At 42.3% G+C, this 20,729-nt stretch carries 10 protein-coding genes; 1 reads left to right on the forward strand and 9 read right to left on the reverse strand.

What is annotated here, in order from left to right; all coding sequences use genetic code 11:
• From DWZ03_RS01785 to DWZ03_RS01825, 9 genes are all read right to left on the reverse strand, one after another.
• Positions 1-1,605: a sulfatase gene (locus DWZ03_RS01785; RefSeq protein ID WP_057088683.1), complete on the reverse strand. Its 1,605-nt coding sequence runs from the start codon at positions 1,603-1,605 to the stop codon at positions 1-3.
• 332 nt (positions 1,606-1,937) lie between these two features.
• A complete protein-coding gene (hepC, locus tag DWZ03_RS01790) occupies positions 1,938-3,935 on the reverse strand; it encodes a heparin-sulfate lyase HepC (RefSeq protein WP_117749459.1) in 1,998 nt (665 codons plus the stop codon).
• 16 nt (positions 3,936-3,951) lie between these two features.
• The gene (locus DWZ03_RS01795; RefSeq protein WP_035447737.1) at positions 3,952-5,241 is read right to left on the reverse strand and encodes a DUF4995 domain-containing protein; all 1,290 of its coding nucleotides are present in this window, start codon (positions 5,239-5,241) and stop codon (positions 3,952-3,954) included.
• A 123-nt stretch (positions 5,242-5,364) separates the two neighbouring features.
• A complete protein-coding gene (locus tag DWZ03_RS01800) occupies positions 5,365-7,131 on the reverse strand; it encodes a RagB/SusD family nutrient uptake outer membrane protein (RefSeq protein ID WP_120128587.1) in 1,767 nt (588 codons plus the stop codon).
• Positions 7,132-7,157: 26 nt separating this feature from the next.
• The gene (locus tag DWZ03_RS01805; RefSeq protein ID WP_120128589.1) at positions 7,158-10,364 is read right to left on the reverse strand and encodes a SusC/RagA family TonB-linked outer membrane protein; all 3,207 of its coding nucleotides are present in this window, start codon (positions 10,362-10,364) and stop codon (positions 7,158-7,160) included.
• Positions 10,365-10,619: 255 nt separating this feature from the next.
• Positions 10,620-11,063, reverse strand: coding sequence for a cupin domain-containing protein (locus tag DWZ03_RS01810; RefSeq protein ID WP_229081847.1), 444 nt, complete (start codon positions 11,061-11,063; stop codon positions 10,620-10,622).
• Between the two features lie 29 nt (positions 11,064-11,092).
• On the reverse strand, positions 11,093-12,214 hold the full coding sequence (locus DWZ03_RS01815; RefSeq protein ID WP_057088875.1) for an aldose epimerase family protein: 1,122 nt from the start codon (positions 12,212-12,214) through the stop codon (positions 11,093-11,095).
• Between the two features lie 16 nt (positions 12,215-12,230).
• Entirely contained in the window at positions 12,231-16,268 is a 4,038-nt protein-coding gene (locus tag DWZ03_RS01820; RefSeq protein WP_117749457.1) for a two-component regulator propeller domain-containing protein, read from the reverse strand.
• 37 nt (positions 16,269-16,305) lie between these two features.
• Positions 16,306-18,207: a hypothetical protein gene (locus DWZ03_RS01825; RefSeq protein WP_120128592.1), complete on the reverse strand. Its 1,902-nt coding sequence runs from the start codon at positions 18,205-18,207 to the stop codon at positions 16,306-16,308.
• Between the two features lie 250 nt (positions 18,208-18,457).
• Between DWZ03_RS01825 and DWZ03_RS01830 the strand changes: the two genes are divergently transcribed.
• Positions 18,458-20,419, forward strand: a complete 1,962-nt coding sequence (locus tag DWZ03_RS01830; protein WP_057088695.1) for a sulfatase — start codon at positions 18,458-18,460, stop codon at positions 20,417-20,419.
• Positions 20,420-20,729 lie beyond the last annotated feature (310 nt).

Raw genomic sequence — 20,729 nt, forward strand, 5'->3', positions numbered from 1 at the left:
TTATCTGTTTTTCATCAATCGTCTGTCACCTTTGAATAACTCTTTGACCTTTTCATCGGGGTCATCATCCTTATACTGTTTTTGAATCTTTTTCAGCAATGAAATGAGTTCCGCTTGTTTGTCGGCATACTCCGGTTTACCAAACACACTGTTCAGTTCACTCGGGTCATTCTTCAAGTCATACATTTCCCATTCGTCCACATCGTTATAGAAGTGAATCAGCTTGAAGTCAGCGGTACGAATGCCGTAATGCCTTTTAACCGAGTGCTCTGCCGGATACTCATAATAGTGATAATAGGCGGCTTTTCTCCAGTCAGCCGGTGTTTTCCCCCCATTCTCCAGAATGGTCCTGAGAGACTGTCCCTGAATATCTGCTGGTATATCTACTCCGGCAAAATCCAGCAGGGTAGGAGCAAAATCCACATTCATGGCAATAGCGCTCGATACACTCCCCGCCTTGATGGCCTTCGGATAACGGATAACCAATGGCATGCGCTGGCATTCTTCATACATAAAGCGCTTGTCGAACCAGCCATGTTCGCCCAGAAAGAAACCCTGGTCCGAAGTATAGATTATGATTGTATTGTCCAATTCACCGTTTTTCTCCAGATAGCCGAGCAACCTTCCTATATTTTCGTCCACAGCTACAATAGTTGCCAAGTAATCGCGCATATATTGCTGGTACTTCCAACTGATCAGTTCTTTCCCTCTTAAGTTGCCGCTACGGTATTCTGAAATACGCTGGGCGTATACCGAATCCCACTTATCTTGTACATCAGCCGGCATACGCTTGTAGACTTGATAGAGGCGATTGGTCGTATCTTTCAGCATTTCTTCACGGGTCAGTAGTTTCAGATCCCAGTCATTGGTCAATGTATGCTCGATGGACATATCCTGTTCTATAGCAGCAGAGCCTCTGCCTTCGTATGTATCGAAAAGCGTGGCAGGTTCGGGAAACACGGTATTGTTGAACATTCCCAAATGACGAGGAGCGGGCATCCAGTTACGGTGAGGGGCTTTCTGGTGATACATCATGCAGAAAGGCTTGCTTTTGTCTCTGTGTTCCAGATATTCGATAGCCTTGTCTGTAATAACGTCAGTTGTATAGCCCTGCTCTACAATCTGCTTTCCGTTCTCGTTGAAATCGGGATTGTAATAATCCCCCTGTTCATGTTGTCCGGTCAGGATACACCAATAGTCAAATCCCTGAGGCTCGGTAATCAGATGCCATTTGCCGACAATTGAAGTCTGGTAACCGGCGGCCTGCAACAATTTAGGGAAGGTCTGTTGGTTACCATCGAAAGTGCTGGCATTGTCTGTGAATCCATTGATGTGGCTGAATTTGCCCGTCAGGATACAAGCTCTTGACGGGCCGGATAAAGCATTGACCGCATAACAATTGTCCATACGAACACCTTCATTGGCAATCCTATCCATGTTGGGAGTCTGAAGGAAACGTCCACCGTAACATGACATAGCTTGCGTAGTATGGTCGTCCGTCATCATAAAGATGATATTCGGACGTTTCACTTCCTCTTTGCCGGAACTGCAAGCGGACATTCCGATGGCAGTCAAAGGCAGAAATATGTATGATAAACGATTCATTATAAAAATCTTTTATAACCCGTTGGCGGAATTTAAGAAAATCCGGACGATTGTGAACTGCAATAAGGTACGGAACAGCAATCTGCATTCCTTACAAATAATACAGATGCAAGAAATAGCAGTATACTGAACCTAATTCAGTCGTATATTGAATGCCATTCAGTCGTATACTGAATAGGGTTCAATCGTATACTGAATGCAATGCATCCAATAGGTACTGATAATCAAAATATTACAAAGCAGATTCATACCTTCAATATATTACAACAAACCATTAAAGTATCATTGCAGTCATTCCGCAGCGGTAATGAATTAATTCCGCCAACGGGTTATTATAGTTTATATTCCAATTGACGTTTCTTTCCGCCAACAGATATTTCTATTTTCACCCCATTTTCGTCAAATGCCTTGTTCAGGAACTTAGCTTTGAATATAGGGAAGGAAGCTGTATTTTTCGACGGATAAAGAATAGTTATGTAACGTACAGCGTCCGAATCCTTTTTATCTATATCAAAAGATACAGTTGTACGGGGTACTCGTAAACGATAGGCAGTTGAACGCCAGCCTTCTTTTTCTTTCATTGAAATTTTCTTCTCGGCAAAGCATTGCAGTTTCACGTTGCTTGGGCCGTCATAAACTGTAGTCAGCATATTATTCTTTCTGTCTATATTTACAGTACCTTCACACAAATGGTAGTTCAGATTCACTACTCCTTGGGCGTTTCCCACGGCTTCATCTACAATTACAAAATAAGATTGGTCTACAAAGAAAACAGAACGTCTGTGTTTCAAACCATCATAATGCGGATTCTCAGTCACCAGAATCTGCTCATTGCCTTCGGGCTTCCATAGTTTGGTGACAGACTGGGTTGTTTGCAGGTTTTTCCCATCCAATGTCAACGTGTTGTGAGAACTTGTCCGGCGGAACCAATTACGAAGTTTCATTACTTTATCATCACCGGCATAGACGTAGGAGCCACTATCCGGGAAGAGATTCCGGCCATTGAACCAAAACTCAAAAGTTCCATTGTCCGGCTGGCAGTGCCATTCCCCTTTGGGACCGGCCTTTACAACCATTACGGTAGCATCCTGTTTCCAGCCGTTTCTGAAAGTAAAGAAACCGGAAGTCAGCGCACCGTGAGAAAGGTTGGGCAAGGGAGTGCCTTCACGACCTTCTGTGGCATAATAACGAATCCACTCACAATCAGGAAATAGCTTGAGCCAATCCTGATAATTACGGATTTCTGCCGGACGGTCTCCCAACTTGGCATCACTGAAACAGGGATTGCTGTAATCCGGAAAACAAATGTTGGCATAAAATTCAATCATACTCTTGACCGTATTCACGTATCCGGTGGGAAATTCTTGACGGAAGCCATTAACATCCGCCATGCGCAAAGCCTTGCAGAAAATGTTGATTGCCGCCAGATGATAATGTGGGTCCAATTCATATTGACCGCCATCCGGATAGACTTGTTTTTTAATTTCGCGGTTCAAAATGCTTATCCCACTTTTTCGCCATTCGCCTGCTTCCTTAAATTCGGGGAAAAACGCACCTGCATACACCATTCGCTGAGCTTCAAACAACAAGTGGTTACCCTGATCCGAGTAATTGCCAAGAATATGCAGTGCATGCCGGTGATAATTAATCAGAAATTCAGTCAAGAACTCCGGCGTGAAGGCCTTCGAAGAAACGAACAACAGAAATTGCAGCGTTTGATCCTGTAAACGGTTGCTCACCTCCAGAGGACGCCATGCAAAACGTACATTTTCCGCATTTCCCTTTACCTCGCCTGCGCTGACCAGTTCGTATTCTTCTTTCTCTACCTCTGTCAGAGGATTCTTTTTAATCCAATCCATATATTGGTATGCCCATTCTTTGGCATATTTCTCGTCTCCAGAGATTCGATATGCCTTACCCATTGGGGTGAACCATTTGTGGCGATGCAATTGCCAACGCAACTCATTGTCCTGTACCGGCCAATATTGCCAGTTGATATCTTTGCCGTAATTATAAGAAGGCTGATAGCCTTTATGCACAAAAAACGTATGTTCCAAGGCATCATCCGCCCATTTCTGTTCTTCCTTGGAAATCTTGATATTCTGCATATCGATATCAGGGTGTCCTATGCCAGTACGTTGGCGATAATAGTCCAATAAGGCTTTGGCTGCCTCGTCCCATTGTTGTCGGTCATATGCGGCTTTCACTTTCTCCAATCCCGGATAATCCAGATTCAGCAAGCCGAAAGCTTCCTTCCGCAACTGCTGTGCTTCCGCACATAATACAACCAACAGAAAAATAAAGCTAAGAATATACTTTGTTATCTTCATGGTATATTAATTTCGTTTATAGCGATTTATAATCAATTCCTTTTACTTGCATATATCGGACTAAAGCCTCCAGATAATAATAATCGGCATAATTGATAGGTGTATCAATTTCAGAACCATTAGGCAATGAACCTGTAGAGTGCATCAGAATAAATCCCTGGTTGGTGCCGACTTTTGCCAAGTAAGCATCGGAAGAGAGAGACTTGAGCAGTTTCTCGGCGTAATCAAAATAGACTTGTCCGTCCTCTACAAGAGTACTGAGCTCTATCAGGGCAGAAGCTGTGATAGAGGCGGCAGATGCATCACGAGGCGTCTCCGGTGTGTTCGGGGCATCGTAGTCCCACAAAGGAATCGCATCGTCAGTCTTTACACGTTCCATGATTAATGCCGCGATATTTTGGGCTTGCTGTAAGAAGGCTGCATCTTTCGACTCACGATAACAGGATGTATATCCATATACTCCCCAAGCTTGTCCGCGCGCCCATGAGGAATCATCATTTTTCCCCTGATGCGTACATTTCATTTCTACGCTGCCATCGCTATTGTAGCTTACTACATGGTAGGACGAATGATCGTTTCTAAAGTGGTTTTTCATTGTTGTCTCAGCATGTCTCAATGCGACTTCTTTATACTTGGAATCATTCGTAAGATGATTGACGTAAAACAATAAGTCCAGATTCATCATATTATCAATAATCACAGGGAAATTCCACTTCCCAAAATCCCAGGAACGGATACAGCCTATGTTCGAGTCGAAACGACCGCACAAATTATCAGCAGTCTGTACCAATATCTGACGGATAGTGTCGGCAGGAGACAGACGGTGCGCATTACCATAACTGCAATTCACCATGAATCCGATATCGTGTGTACCTTTATAATCTTTCAACGGATATAGGTAATTCGTAAATTTCACCGCATCTTTTTTCAAGTCTTCTATACCAGTCAACTGATATGCGTACCACAAGTTTCCGGGGAAAAAACCGCTTGTCCAATCATAGATGGAACTGCAATATCTACGGCTTCCCAAGGCATCTTTCACAGGTTTCATCCGCAAGGAGTCTTTAAAAGTTACAGGCTCTCTTTGTAACTGGCTACAGAGAAAATCCATATCGTATCCCGTCCAGATGGAACGGGGCAACAAGACTGAATCCCCTACATCCGCCACTGTTTCTTCCAGTTGTTGCACAGAAGTGTCTATCGCGTTTTTCAACCAGCCGTAATCTTCCTTTGGTTGACTGGGTGAACAGCCAGAGAATCCCTGCAATGTAGCAACTGCGTAACAAAATAATAAAAATTTCTTCATAAATATATGCATATTCTATAGGTTATATCTGCTCAAATTATCATCCTTACATACAAGGATGGAGAAACAGTAAGATGTTTATACTTTCTCCATCCATTGTCAGTTCATACCCAGAAAATGAAATTACTCAAATCCCGGATTGTTTTCTCCATTCAAAGCCGCGTTCGATTGGATTTCGGCCAATGGAATGGGGTAAAGTTCATGCTTGCCTGTGGTAAAATTGTGGCCTGCTACGTAATTGGACTTAGCCCATTTCACCGGATTCCAATCTTTACGTGCAGCATCCGTTATATATTCATCTGGTCCCGGAATCCATGATTCCATATAGTTCTGAGCAGCTTTTAAAGATGCTTCCAGAATACCCCAGCGCAATAGATCATATTTACGTTGACCCTCGTAGCAAAGTTCAAAAGCACGTTCCCAATACAATGCTGTACGGAATCTGCCGGCATCATCACCATCCGGAATAAATGGCAAATCATACAATTTCGGAGCCTTCAACAAGCTTGAATAATTGGCTGTACTTATAGGAGTAGCACCGGCACGTACACGGACGTCATTCAATAATTTCCATGCTTCGGTTGTGTTGCCGATTTCGTTATAAGCTTCAGCTGCCATCAGAACAGCATCGGCATAACGCAACGGAGCATAATTGACGCCTGTATTGTTGGGATCCACAAAACCCGGAGCCATCCATTCTCTGCGCCATTTGCCCGGATATCTGTTCAGATTTTTGTTGATATCGGCAGAAGTATGCGATTTTTCCTGAGTTTCTTTATTTTTATTCCACTTGATAGCATAGTCCACGAAATTCACGTCACGACGTATATCCTTTATGCTTCCATCCTCATTTGACTCATAGAAAGACTTCCAATATGGTAATACCACAAAGAAAGCATTGGCACGTCCCATATAACTGCTTGTGCCGGGATAACTTCCCGGAGCATCTACAAGTGGCCCGTTGTAAGTTGCCCACACACCGGCATTGTCCTTCAAACCTTGGTTGGGTTCGAAAGCAATTTCCCAAAGAGATTCCTGATTGTCCAATATCAGCTGAGAATAGTTCTTAAACAGTTGCTCATAACCACCTGCATAAAAATCATGATAGCCTTCAGCCTTTAGAGCTTCCCATTCTTTAATCACCGCTTCAAAATATCCCTTTCGGGCAGTATCATCCGGACGGGTCAATTGACGCGATGAACGGTTCAGGCTATAACCAGCGCGTTGCAAATAGACACGCATCAGTAAAGTACGGGCAGCACCGCTACAAGGTATTTCAGAAGAAGCCACTTCACGACCTGATTTCAAATATGTTTTTGCATAGTTCAAATCTTCGATGATTTGGTCATAAATCAGCTCACGGTCGGTACGAGGTTTGGATGTATTAGCAAAACCATTCGTATATTCCGTGCTGAACGGTACATCACCAAAGAATTTCACCAGGTCGAAAGCTATGTAGGCACGGAGGAATCGAGCTTGCCCGTCAATTTCCTGCAGGTTTCTGTTTTCTGCGAAACCCGACATGGCCTCAATGCTGGCAATAGCCACATTGGCACGGTCGAGAGCTTGGTAAGCACATCTCCATACACTGGCAATCCAAGTATTAGAAGCATTGTACAGATAGTGGGATATGTCACGGCGAGTTCCGTCCGAACCGGTTCCACGCACCATGAACATATCGTCCGACCCAAAGAACGGCATGATATTTTGTCCATAATAGTCTGTAGTTTCAAGACAGTCATAGATTCCGACTACAGCCATCTGGGCTTTTCCTTCTGTCACGAAATAAGTATCTTTCTCGTAGAATGAGCTGGGCTTTTCAGTCAGGTCACAAGAAGTAACCCCTACAAGCATCATTGCGCCAAGCGCATATATCATTTTGTTTTTCATCTTATTATTCCCTTTTTTAATTCTAATTAAAATGCTACGTTCACACCAAATACGAAAGAGCGGCTTCTGGGGTAAGCACCGAAATCGACACCGGGAGTCAATGCGCTACTCATGGTAGATACTTCCGGATCGAAACCGGTATAAGGAGTCCATGTAAACAAATTATTGCCCGTTGCATACAAACGCAATTTGGTCAGGCCGATTTTATTTATCACTTTCTTGGGGAAAGTATACCCTAAAGTGATATTACTCAATTTCAAATAAGAAGCATCTTCAATGGCCCAAGAATGAATGTAGGTGTTGTTGGAACCGTTATCACCGAAATGAGCGATTGTTTTTCCCCGGTTCACTGCTGCCAGTTCTTCAGGATTCGTAATCAGTTCACCATTGGCATTAATAGTCACCCAACGATGAGCCTCATCGGCTACCGACAGAACGTTTTTATTAGTAAGGGCAGTCTTGGTATTGGTCAATTTGGTAGCATTCAATACTTCCGCACCATAGCTGTAAGTAAAGAAGATGCTCAAGTCGAAATCCTTCCAATTGAAAGTATTGTTGATACCGCCATAGAAATCAGGCAAGGCATTACCAATAATGGTCTTATCGCTTTCAGTAATTTGGTTGTCTTCACTACCGTCCACGTTCTTAAATTTCCAGTAACCTGGTTGGATATTCTTCTTGTCGCCATGATAAGGTACACCGTCCTTCAATGTATAAGTTTTGGTTGCAGCATCGTAATTAAAGTCTTCCACCTGATACAATCCGTCAGTCACATAACCGTAGAATTGTCCCAACGGTTGATTTACTCCAATCTGATGGGATGCCCCCGCACCGCTATAACCAAAGTTGGCCAGATACAACTGTACATCTTCACCTGTCAGTTTCTTAACCTTGTTCTTGTTGTGGGAGAAAGTAACCGAAGTGTTCCAAGTAAAATCTTTGGATACGATATTTGCCGTATTGATAGTCAAATCCACACCCGAATTTTGAGTTTCGCCTGCATTGATAACCATACTAGTATAACCGGAAGAGTTAGGCAGTTTGGCGTTCAGCAGCAGGTTGCTACTGCGATTGATGTAGAATTCCGGCGAGAATGTGATACGCTGGTTCAAGAAACCAAAATCAATTCCTATGTTGAATGTCTTATTTGCCTCCCATTTCAAATCGGGATTCGGCACCTGACGGGAAGCATAGCCAGCTTGTGCACCGTTGCCATTGGCAGCAGTAACAGAATTCATAAGAGCAAGACTTTGATAACTGCCAATACGATTGTTACCCGCAAGCCCATAACCGATGCGGAATTTTAAGTCGGAGAAGATTCCCAAATCCTTGATAAATTCTTCTTCGCCTAAACGCCATGCAGCCGAGAAAGCCGGAAAATACCCCCACTTGTTGTTCTTACCGAACTTGGAAGAACCGTCAGCACGGACCGAAGCAGTAAAAAGATATTTATCCATCAGGTTGTAGTTTATACGTCCAAAGAAGGAAAGCAGTTTGTCATCGTAGTTTTCACTGGAAGTGGGAACACCCGGAACACCCAGTGAGAGGTCTCCCAAACCTATTTCATCATTCGGGAACTGACTGGCACTTGCAGAAAAGCTGCGTGACCATCTTTCCACATATTCATGTCCGGCAATGACTGTAAAGTCATGAATTTTGTTTTTCCAAGAATAGGTCAAAACATTGGAAGTCTGAAAACTGCTATTTTCCAAATTAGTAATTGAACCTTGAATACTGGAACGCTTACCTGTAATAGATTCATCACCATAGAATACATCATTACGACGAGTCTGATAGCGCATACCTACCGTACTACGGAAAGATAGTCCTTTCAGCAGCTTAATGGTAGCGCCACCATTGGCCTGGAAAGTACGCCATTCCCTATCGTTGAGCTCTTCTGCTGCCGAAATCAGCGGATTCTGCATAACGTTGCCATTATCATCTGCCAACAGAGGATCTTCGCCGTATAATAAATCTTCATCTACCCCCATAATACCTACTGTAGGACGATACTGCAAGATGTGCTGCATCTTGTTGAAGCGGTCACCACCTTCTGATGTACCCATGCCTTCCACACGCATCTGGTCGTAACTGATACGTGAATTTACCGTTAACCATTTGTTTATCTCATGATTCATGTTGAATGAGATGTTATGCTTTTTACTACCGCTGTATACCATAGCACCTTCTTCGTTGTAGTATGAGTAAGCCAGACTGTAATTCATCTTCTCCGTCTTTCCGGATACACCTACACGATAGTTTTGAGTAATAGCATTACGACCCAAGGTTTCATCTTGCCAGTCGATACCCTTGCGACCATTATATATGGAAGCGAGATCGCTGAACTTACCGTATCTCTCTTCCCATTTGGTCATACCATCCGCACCGGAATCTCCTGTACCCATTCTCCACAATGTACGTTCGTAATCCAATCTGGCAAATTCACCGGCATTAAGTACATCCAATTTGTTTGCAATCTTTTTGACACCGACATAACTGTCAAAAGTCACTGTAGCCTTGCCACCTGATTTACTACCATTCTTCGTAGTGATTACAACTACACCATTGGCACCACGAGCACCATAGATGGCAGTGGCCGAAGCATCCTTCAACACGTCAATGGTTTCAATTTCAGCGGGGTCGAGGGTAGACATACCGTCTTCACTGGGAAAGCCGTCGATAATGTAAAGAGGTTCGTTACTTTGTGTGATAGAGATACCTCCACGCACACGCACGGAAATGGAAGCACCCGGAGTACCTTCACTCTGCTGCACCATCACACCTGCCATGCGTCCGGTCAAGGCTTGTGTAACATCACTTACTGGCACTTTAGAAAGTTCTTTGCTGCTAACAGAGGTTACCGAACCGGTCAAATCTCTACGAGGAACGGCTGCATAACCAATTACCACAACGTCTTCCAGTAATACGGCATCAGCCTGTAGAGTCACATTGATTACACTTCGGTTATTGACTTTCACTTCTTGCGGAGTCATACCTACATACGAGAAAACCAATACATCTTTGGATGCATCATTCACTTTCAGAGTATAGTTACCATTTACGTCGGTAACTGTTCCAACACCGGCAACACCTTTAATAGTTACACTACCTCCAATCACTTCATATCCTTCACTATCAATCACCTTACCGGTTACTGTCAAACTTTGTGCGTATGCAACCAAACTGACAAAAGCGAGGATAAACATTAAAAACAATTCTTTTAATTTGTACATAATAAATAATCTAAGGTTTAACTTTAGAATTTTTCTGATGACAAACATACGACAAGCACTAAAAAAAGTGCAAAAGTATTGTTTTTGTTGCTTTTACTTTTACACTTTTTCCATACTAATATTGTTCACTACACACTATTTTTGTGCAAAAACAACTTCACAGATTACCACAAAAGGGAAATCAACCGATTAAACAGTAGCTTTATCAACTTGTATTACACGAAAAACAAATTGTACAAAGCATCTTTTCAAGGCTTATTTCAAAAAATCAGCTCGCATCGGAGCAAAACAGTCAATCAAAACCCCGGGTTCCAGACAAACGCAGCCGTGCAAAATATCCGGTTCAATATAAATACCGTCTCCCACTTCTACAATCTTCTTTTCATCACCCACTGTAAACTCAAATTTACCACTTGCCACATAAGTCGTTTGCGTGTGGTAATGCGTGTGAGGAGTTCCTATAGCCCCTTTCTCAAATTTGACTTTAACCAACATTACTTGCCCATCATAGCCCATAATCTGTCTGGCCACACCTTCACCTGCCGGCTCCCACGCTTTTTCTTTCTCTATAATAAAAGTATTGCTTCTTGTTTTCTTAATAGGACTATCAGGCACTCTATTATTGGCATTCAAACCCGTTACCGCAAAAAGAACTACTCCAATCATACATACACATCTTTTCCATGTTTTCTTTTTCATAATTAGTAAACTTTAGTTGATTAAATATATTATTCTGATATTGTTTCAAATTTATAAATAGTGACCTGCCGATATATTTCTCCCGGCAACAAACTTGTAGCAGGAAATTGAGGATTATTGGGAGCATCGGGGAAATGCTGCATTTCAAGACAAAATCCATAATATCTGCCATATTTCTTTTCACCATGACCAATAAGATAATCCATATTTGAATTTGGAATATAAAATTGCATTCCCGGTTCAGTAGTGTATGCTTTCAACACTCTACCGGATATAGGTTCCACTACGATAGCTGCCAACTCTAACGAACCTGGGTATTTATCCAGTCTATAATTCACATCATATCCTTTTCCCATTTTCTGTACTCTTTTTTCCACCGATTGTGGAGAAGTATAATCATATACAGTACCCACCACAGGCATTAACTCTCCGGTAGGGATACCCATGGAATCTGTAGGAGTTATGGAATCCGCATAAATCCTATAAATATGATTCAACACGTTTCTGGTGCAACCTGTTAGATTAAAATAACTATGATTTGTAAAATTAACTACCGTAGGCTTATCCGTAGTAGCTGTATATTCCAGAACAATCTCATTATGATTAGTCAGTTTGTAAGCCATTGAAAGTTCCAGATTACCGGGAAATCCTTCTTCCAGATGAATACTGCTATATTTAAAAACCACAATAGCTGTATCTTTTACAACATAAAATGTATCCGTTTTAAAGATCCGATGACTAAAGCCGTTTGTTCCACCATGGATAGAATGCCCATTATTATTCTTTTCCAGGTGATAAGTCTGCCCATTCAAACAGAATTCCGCATTTTTAATTCTATTGGCAAATCTTCCTACCGTAGCTCCCAATTTTGGATGTCTTCCCAGATAACATTCCAGACTGTCAAATCCTAAAACCACGTGTTCAAAACGCCCTTGTCTGTCAGGAACAAAGACGTCCGTCAGCGAAGCGGCATAATTCGTCACTTGAACAGACATTCCGTTCGCATTTACCAATGTAAACATTTCTACAGTATCCCTTCCGCTAAGGATGCTACTGTTCTTAAATACAGATAGCTGGCATAAAGAGGTTTGCCCACACGAAACTGATAAACATGAGATAATTATTAACGCCCCAATTACACATGCCTTCATAACCAAGTAACTAATATCATTTCTTTCCATATTCTGTAGGCAAACAACCGATATACTTCTTGAAACGTGCCGCAAAATAAGAAGGAGTGTTATAGCCCACCATAAAACTGATTTCTGAAACGGTATACTTTCCTTCTTTCAATAACTGACATGCTCGGTTAAACCGTATCTTATGTATAAAATCAATAGCAGATTTTCCCGTTATCGCCTTTAATTTCAAATGAAGATTCGAACGGCTCATATTCATCTCACGCGCGAACTGTTCTGTAGAAAATTCCACATTATCCATATTTTTCTCAACAACAGCAATAGCCTTCCGCAACAGTTCCTCATCCATCGTATTGTTCGTAAGCTTTTCCGGTTTTATTTCCGTCATATTGGAATATCGCTCGAATATACGATAACGTGTACGCAGCATATTCAGAATCTTGGTTCTCAACACTTCCATAGAGAACGGTTTGGCAATGTAATCATCGGCTCCTACCTGTAAACCTTCCAACTGATACTTGATATCTACTTTGGCAGACAACATATAAACCGGAATATGGCAAGTACGTAGATTCTGTTTCACTAACTTGCATAACCTAACGCCATCCATTATAGGCATCATGACATCTGTTATAATCAAATCTACATCCTTGTCTTTCAGAATATCCAGCGCTTTTTGCCCATTCTCCGTTTCCAACATATCAAACAGCGCAGACAGACCGTTCACCAAGTACCGTCTCAGTTCCCTATTGTCCTCTACGACCAAGATAGTACCACGTTTACCGTTTACTTCATCCGTACTATCCTCTTCCCCCAACTTTTCGTCATCACCGATATAAATGTCATTTGCATTGGTGGAATATACACGTTGTTCTCCTTCATTCCCACTTCCTCCAAGCAACTCTTCTTGCGTATATACGGATTCATCCTGCGGCAGATAAATCGTAAAAGTAGAACCTTTACCAACTTCACTCTGTAGAATAATCCGCCCATGATGTAATTCCACCAGACGTTGAACCAATGAGAGCCCGATACCACTCCCTGCACGTCCATTTTCCACCTGATAAAAACGTTCAAAAATCTTTTCCTGCTTCTCCAATGGGATGCCAATGCCTGTATCTATCACTTGCAAGACAAGATTGTCACCTTCTATGTAAAGTTTCACAGTGATACTTTCGCCGACTTCGGTATATTTAAAGGCATTCGAAAGCAGATTATTTGCAATTAAATCCAGATAGTTCTCATCGAAAAGAACATTTTTATCTTGCAACTCTGTATAGAAGTTATAGTCTATATCCTTCCTTTTAGACAAACTTTCATAATTCATAAAACAGTTCAATATCCGCTTATAAGCATTGGAATACACAGCCCTGAGTTCAAATATCCCTAACTCAGCACGCCGGAAATCCATTAACTGATTAACCAAATGCAAGAGACGGTTGGTATTCCGCTGCACATAAAGCAACCGTTCATGCTCCCAATGCCCACTGATACGATCAAGTAATTCCTGCAAGGGCGCAACAATCAAAGTCAACGGAGTCCGTAACTCGTGCGAGATATTAACATAAAAACGGATTTTCATCTGGCTTATCTCTTCCCGCTTTTCTTTATCAAGCCGTTCCATTCGTATTTCAGCCTGCATACTCTTGCGTAGCCAGAAGAAGCGTACGATACCGAACACCAACAAAGCAAACGACAAAGCAAACAAGGAAAGCGCCCACCAAGTAGAATACCAAACCGGCAATATATGTATATGAAGTATGGCGGGTTCCTCATTCCATTTACCATCATTGTTTGCTGCTTTTATACAAAAAGTGTAATCCCCTGCCGGTAAATTGGAGTAAGAAACAAGGCTGATATCATTCTGCTTATACCATACATTATCATATCCCTCCAGTTTGTAGGTAAATGTATTATGTTTACCCGCTATATAATTGGAAACGACAAAAGAAATGGCGAATGAATTCTGAGATGAAGATAAAGTTATACGATTCACGTATGTAATACTTTCCTTTAAGATTCCGGTTTCATCATCCGGTAATACCTCCTTATTATGAACAAATAATTTATTGATTACAGGTTTGGGAGCATAAGGATTATCAATCAACGTTTCAGGACGGAATGAAGTAATGCCGTTGACTCCACCAAACAACATGTAGCCATTGTCTTTTCGACAATAAGCCCCAGCATTAAACTGGTTGCCTTGTAATCCGTCCATAATCGTGAAATTACGAAACTTCCCACTCTCCGGATTCAGGCAACTCAACCCTTGATTCGTACTTATCCATAAACGCCCGTAAGCATCTTCCAGAATTCCATAAATAACATTACTCGGCAGACCGTTTTCTGTGGTATATTGCAGGAACTGCTTATCACTCTCTTTCAAAGCAAACAATCCGTTACGTGTTCCAATCCACAGATATCCGGAAGATGTTTCATAAAAACAATTCACAAACGCTTGCTTCAACACAGAAGCTATCTGAAAATCCGTATTAGGGAGCAAAGAGGTACCTACCTGGTTAAAAACAGAAATTCCCATTTCTCCCCCAGCCCATATACGTTTCTTTGAGTCACAAAACAACAAGCGATTGTATTGCTGCAATTTGTGCCCGTCCTCATCTACATCAACAATCGTAAAGTTGCGTTTATCTATATCAAAATGCAATAAATATTCCAGCGATGCCACCCAAAGCCCCCCATACCCGTCTGAAATGATAGAATAGATATTATTGCTCGGCAAATTGCTATTGTGACGATTATAATATTCTATGTAACCGGATTTACGATGCAAAACCATCATTCCTCCGGCATGTGCCCCCACATATATTCTATCTTGTACCTCATCTACATACACCGTCTTGATATCCTTGAAAGGTACATCCAGATTGCCCGAATTGAATAGATAATTCTTATATAGCTGAGAGGCATTATCATAGTAATTCAAACCGCCATCGCTCGTGCCAATCCACAAATTATGCTTGTTATCCTCAACAATGCAACTGACCACATTATTACTGAGTGAGTTCAAGAACGGGACATGTTTGATACGCTGGAAACGGTTACACAAAGGATGATAATAATTCAGCCCTCCCCAGTAAGTACCCAGCCACATGCCACCCTGCGAATCTCTGAAAATACTCCGGACCGAATTCTGCGATAAACTTCCTTCCTGAATCTCAGAGCTTTTAATGGACGAGAAACAGTCTGATCCCTCCTTGTAGATATTCAATCCACCATAGGTTCCCACCCATAGGCGATTCTCTGTATCCAGTGCTAAAGAACGCACATAGTTTGAGTTCAATCCTGATTTCCCATCTTCATAACGATAATTCTTCAGCTCCTTTGTCTTCATGTCGTACAGATAAAGTCCATCTCCCTCCGTAGCCAGCCATATTCTATTAAACATCTGGCACAGAATGGCATGAACCCGGATGCCGGCAGGCATATCCACCAGTTTCTCCAAAATACCGTTTGACAAAGTATAAATATATACACCTTCCTCAGTACCTATATAGATACAATCATCCTGACGTACCAAAGCTGCCGGCTGCAATCCATGCAAAGAAGAGGATAATGTATCCGAAAGGAAACACTCTTTCTTTACATCAAAAAGCAGAATGCCTTCGGCAGTACCCAACATCAACCAATCTTTTTTTATCGGGATAATACTGGTCACAGCTACGTTCAAGCCATTTCTCTTATAATAATAATTGGAAAATTCATCTTTATAATGATTGTAAAGAGACAACCCCTCACGAGTTCCTATCCAAATCCGGTCTGAATCATCCATTGTGATGCAACGGGATATATCGCTGGCAATACTATTGGGATGGGTATATTGATGGCGATATACAGTAAAGTTGTAACCATCATATTTATTCACACCATCATACGTCGCAAACCATAAATTCCCTCCCTTATCCTGATTAATCGCAAAAATCGTACTATGCGACAATCCTTCCTCCAAACCAATATGGGAAAAGTGAATATCTTCAGTGATATCGGCATTCAACATGTAGGGGAATAATACTTCTAAAAGCACTAACAAATATTGCTGTATTTTCATGTTTGTAATCTATTATGAGGCAAATAAATAAAATACATTAGCAAAAGTAAATATTAATCTGTATTTTCTTGCCAATACTTTCCGGTATTATTCGCAAAGGTACAAAAGAGAATCCTGGAACCGGATTAAAGATTCGTCCATCACTATCTGTCGGTGCTACATCTATATATCCTGCTTCGCAAGTGATGTACAATATCCCCTTATTTTTTTTTATGGAAGCTTCTCGCGTACTTATCCTCACCTCTTCTTTGGGCGACGCGATAACTGGCAACACAAGGTAAGCCGAGTCATTGCAACGTTCCACGCTTATGCTCACTCCTTGTTCTGAAAATGCATAGTTCACCTCTACCAGTACTTCTCCCTGCTTTGGAGACTGTTGATTGATATCAACCAAATGAGAATTTACATTGAATCGGCAGAACCCGTTTTCTATAAAACAAGTAATGTCCGTATTCAAATCGTCCAGATTACTATATGCAACTCCATCCTGAGTCAATTCAACCCGGGGGGTACCTCCCATCAGATATTTACGGACATTGTCCTGCATATTGGGAGCTTCAATCAGTTTATACTGGTTCATAGTCGCAGCAAATATAGGTCCTGCCTGAGCATGCCACAACAACGAAAGGGCACCTCCCATTGGATGAGTCCCTTTCACTTTATATTCGGCATCATATCCGGTAAATGTGGCACGCCAATCTCCTTGGGATAAAAGCCACGTACGAATATCCTTAAAATGCTTCACTCCGTAAACGGAGTCACGGGGAAGCTTTTCCAAAGAAGTCATTTTCACAGGAGGCAGTTCCAAAAAAGAAGCCAACGCCTTGGCATGCCCAAATGTATGATGAATACAAGGAGAAACACCGGATGCAAAATAATGCATTCCTCCATAAAGAAGTCCACCATGAGTAGCCTTACTCAATAAACGGATATTGCGGCGAATGGCTTCCAGACATTCCGGATGACGGGCAGCAGCCATCAGATAATAACCTCCCATAAAGCCATCACTGGTACGCCCGCCCCAATAAGTCCATTTAAAGCTTCGTGTTCCCCAACTGTTGTCCCAAGCGCCATCGGGTAACATAAACTCAAGATGAGTTTCCATAGAACGTTCCACAAGCGAAAATAGTTCCATGTCGTTTGCCATCACTGCATAATATGCCATATTAGGCAGTGATTCTTCTACATTATAAAGCAAATCTACCGGACGGCAACCGTTTAGAGTTTCTGAGGCGATATTAGGTCCCTCGCCATACAAGAAACAGTCATTCGCGGTAAAATATTCTTTTAATCCGCGAGCTATCTCTCCGGCTTCCTTCTTAAATTCAGGCCGATTGCACATCTCACCGATAGCGTATAGTGCATAGGTTGCCGAAGCAGAATAGTTTACATTCATATTTCTCATGCCTTCTCGCCTTCGGCTATAAATGAAAGGATTGTTCATCATAAACTCACCAGCCTCTACCAATCGCTGTTTCCAATGATGATGGGTTGAATCATCCAATAGATGTCCGTGATAATGCAAAGCTTCATAAAGAGCAATCGCTGCAAATACCGTCGTACCGTTCCAATCCGATACATGTACATCGTTCATCCATGACCCGTCCGGACGGTGTACATTCTCCATCCACGCCATCAAGCGCTTGGCTCCGAGCAAATATTTTTGGTTCCCGGTCTTTTCTGCCAAATACATCAAAGGAAGTACGGCATCACCTATACGTCCATGCATACGGGCACATGCAGGGCACAAGACTCCTCCATCAAGTGCGGAATCGGAACAAGTGTACTGATAAGCCAGAAAAGCATCCATCCATTCCGTCAACAGCTTATCCGCTTCACTACGCAATGAATCATCAAAAGAGTTCGCATTTACATTCCGTGCTTGTCCTGCCAAAGATGATACACAAAACAGCACCATCATAAACAACATGTTTTTCATATCTCTTTCATGGTTAGATTTTAATGCTCAAAGTTAGTCCTTTGTTATCAGTATTTCACTCTCTTTTTATTCAATATCATGCCAATGGGCGTTTAAACCTCTTGTAATATTGTTGAATCAATGCTAATATTGTTGAAAACTCACTTGCCAAAACAATATTGGTACACTTTTAAACATAAGGAAGTCTCGGTTAAACACAAACGGACTACTTTAGCTGCGGGAAACAAATGTTCTTAATTCTTAATGCCTTATGAGACACCTACCTTTATTAATGTGTACTGCCTTCTGCGGATTGTATTCCACACAGACAAAGGCGGCAGACACAAAAAACGAAAAGCCCAATATTCTTTGGCTCACCTTTGAAGATACTAGTGCATACGAATTCGGTTGCTACGGCAACAGAGGAGTACATACTCCCAATGCGGACAGCCTTGCCGCCCGCGGCATACAGTTTATGAACGCATGGTCCGTAGCTCCCCAGAGCTCGGCTGCCCGTTCTTCACTGATTACCGGATGCTATTCAAGCACTTACGGCATGGACATCCATCCTGTGCCCTACGATACACCTGCTGACATCTTCTTTCCACAGAAATTACGCGAAGCCGGATATTACTGTACAAACAACAGCAAGACACACTACAACTCTACCACTGACAATAAAATATGTTGGGACGAATGTAGCAACAAAGCCTCATACAATAGTCCCAAACGAAAAAAGAACCAACCCTTTTTCGCTGTATTCAACACGGTAACCTCACACATGGGACGCATCCGAACTTTCCATACAGACGGACGCAGAGATTACACACGGGAAGGCATATACCCGGCACTGCTTTCATTGCCTGCTTATGTTCCCGACTTGCCGGAAGTACGTTCCGACTATGCCGGTCATTTAGAAGCAGTACAAGACGTGGATACCTGGCTGGGATTCTTCCTGAAAGACCTAAAAGAGAAAGGCTTGGATGAAAATACAATTATATTTTTCTTCAGTGACCACGGCGGTTGTATACCCCGTGGTAAAGGATATTTGTACGAAAGCGGTCTAAAAGTACCTCTGATTGTCTATTTCCCGCCCAAATGGCAACACCTGGCCAAGCAGGCTTCAGGCAAAGAGTACAGCTTGGTCAACTTCACGGATTTAGGGCCTACCGTACTTAGTCTTGCAGGGGTAAAACCACCCAAACAGATGCAGGGCAAAGCACTTTACGGCAAGTTTGCAAACAAAGAAAAACGCCAGATGCAATTTGCATTAGCAGCCAATCAATTGCATCATTTCATGCCGGTACGCGCCGTTACCGATGGGCGTTTCAAATATATCCGTAGTTATATCCCCTATCGTCAGTTTGCCCTGCGCAATTATTATCAATGGGGAATGCCTTCCAACAAAGCATGGGATAAACTAGTATTGGAAGGGCATAATACCAACCCTAACTGGAAACTGACTTTCGAAGCCCATCCGGCAGAAATGCTGTTTGACCTTGAAAAAGATCCGGATGAACTGCACGACTTATCCGGTACTCCCGAATATGCAGAAATCTTGTCCAAAATGCGCCAAGCACTATCTGACCATATTCGTGTCACCGGTGATTTGGGGTTCTTCCTTCCCACTTCACGCACCGGTCATATTCTTTACGACAAAGTGCGCAAGGAGAAATATCCTCTGAACGAACTTTATACTCTTGTTGAAACAGCTGGAACAGCAACCACCGCCTCTCTGCCCATGTTAGAAGAAGCAATTACCAATCCGCTATCCGAAATGAGATTCTGGGGAGTAGTAGGATATGCCAAACTTGCCAGAGAAAAGCAAATATCTTCTTGTCCGCAAGCCTTGTTGGCACTCCTCCAAGACAGTAATCCCTACATCGCTTCCGAAGCCGCCTATGCCGCAGCCTATCTGGGTAAAAGTCAAGAAAGCGTTGCCCGCCTAATTATTCCCACAGAAGAAAAATACAGAAAAATAGGGTACTCTTCACTAGAATGCTTATCTTTAGATCCTGATATGCGTGACTGTATCCGTCCTTTCCTGCCGGAACTGAGAGAAGCCGCAGAAACCCTGCCACGCCTTGAAAACGAAGATGCCGGACTCATGGCACGGGGGATTCTCGTGAACTTGGGCGAAATGGATATCCAAGACTTGCATGGTCCTGAAGCTTATAAAAAAGGTTTGAAACTTAACTACGGCCGTAGGGCAATGATACCCCTACCCAACTAAAAGAAGAAATTTATGCGTACTACAATCAAAATCGTAATTTTATTGTTTTTCATATGTACTTCCATGTCCGGAACTTCGTCTCCGGACATGGAAAAGTATATGCGCCAACATGCCTTGATATGGGAACAATTACCCATGCAATGGAATGAAGGTGCTTTTTTAGGTAATGGATTGGTCGGCATGATGGTATATGCCGATTCCACACTCAATGCATTAGTTTTCCATCTGGGACGTCCCGATGTCACAGATCATAGGAAAGCTCCCTACCGAAAAACCTCCATCGGCACGGAAGAGGCAGATAAAATGGTGG

Source organism: Bacteroides sp. AF29-11 (genome assembly GCF_003602895.1).
GTDB lineage: Bacteria > Bacteroidota > Bacteroidia > Bacteroidales > Bacteroidaceae > Bacteroides > Bacteroides uniformis.